This is a genomic window from Oleiphilus sp. HI0066 (genome assembly GCF_001635725.1).
The window spans coordinates 1-1,108 of record NZ_LWFH01000227.1 but is presented as its reverse complement, the minus strand read 5'-3'; the positions used below and the strand labels follow the sequence as shown (position 1 = coordinate 1,108).

Sequence of the window (1,108 nt, the reverse complement as noted above, 5' to 3'; positions counted from 1 at the left end):
AGGTGGCGAAGAACTTAAAACTCATTGGAAATATATACATGGTCCAGGGCATCATTTTGATGGTACCTGGCAGCCGTATATTAGTGAGCGCTGGGTAAAACTTTTATGAGGCGACAGTACTGCCGATATCAAGTGTTGGTGAGTCGGCAGCCCTCATATTTTCAGCAATTGTGGTGGGCCAAATTACTGCTCATGCAATTTATGCGCAAAAGATTGAACGGTAGACAATTGCTTAAACTAAGAACCCAGCTGACGACGATAAGGTGGCAAAGCATCAAGCAACAAGCTGCCGTAACGCTTGGTGATTAATCGTTGATCGAGAATCGTAATTTGCCCTGAATCTTGCTCTGTTCTGATCAAACGGCCACATGCCTGAATCAGTCGCAAACTTGCTTCAGGAACAGAGATCTCCATAAAGGGATTACGCCCCTGACTTTCAATCCACTCAGCAATCGCTTGCTCTAAAGGATCATTCGGCACAGCAAACGGCACTTTGGCAATAACAACATGCGTCAGATACTTACCTGGCAAATCGATGCCCTCGGCAAGTGACGCCAGACCAAACAAAATACTGCGCTTACCCTGATCTATTTTTTTCTTATGCAGCTGAATCAATTCCTGCTTACCCATATCGTCTTGGGTCAACATATCTTCACGCAAGTCACGATCGACTCCGTAAAACACGTCATTCATCTGCTTGCGCGAACTGAACAACACAAGCACTGCTTTATGATCTTCGATCCAATCTTCAAGATCATCGATCAACTCTTGCGTATGCGCCTGTGCTTGATTCGGCAATGAACGCATCGGCGGTACTCTTAATAGACCCGCTTGCTGAAAATCAAATGGACTTGGTACGCGATGATACACCGAGCCTTGAGGAAGCCCTGCCTTGTGTCGTAAATGATCAAACTTTCCGAGTGCAGTGAGTGTTGCAGAAGTCAACACGGCGCCGTAAGCACGCTTCCAAAGCGCAACATTTAATAAGCCTCCTGCACTCAGTGGGCTGCCAAACAAATAGATGTCTGAACCATTTTCATAGTCACGCAAGGTCGCCCATCGCGCATCTGGCTGATCATCGGGCTTAGAATCTTTTGAATAGAACTGC

Annotated in this window: 1 protein-coding gene; it reads right to left on the bottom strand. The window is 46.3% G+C overall.

Annotated elements, in window-relative coordinates; all coding sequences use genetic code 11:
• Window positions 1-237 precede the first annotated feature (237 nt).
• On the bottom strand, window positions 238-1,108 hold an 871-nt coding region (locus A3738_RS03730), incomplete at its 5' end, for a helicase C-terminal domain-containing protein (RefSeq protein WP_304440060.1).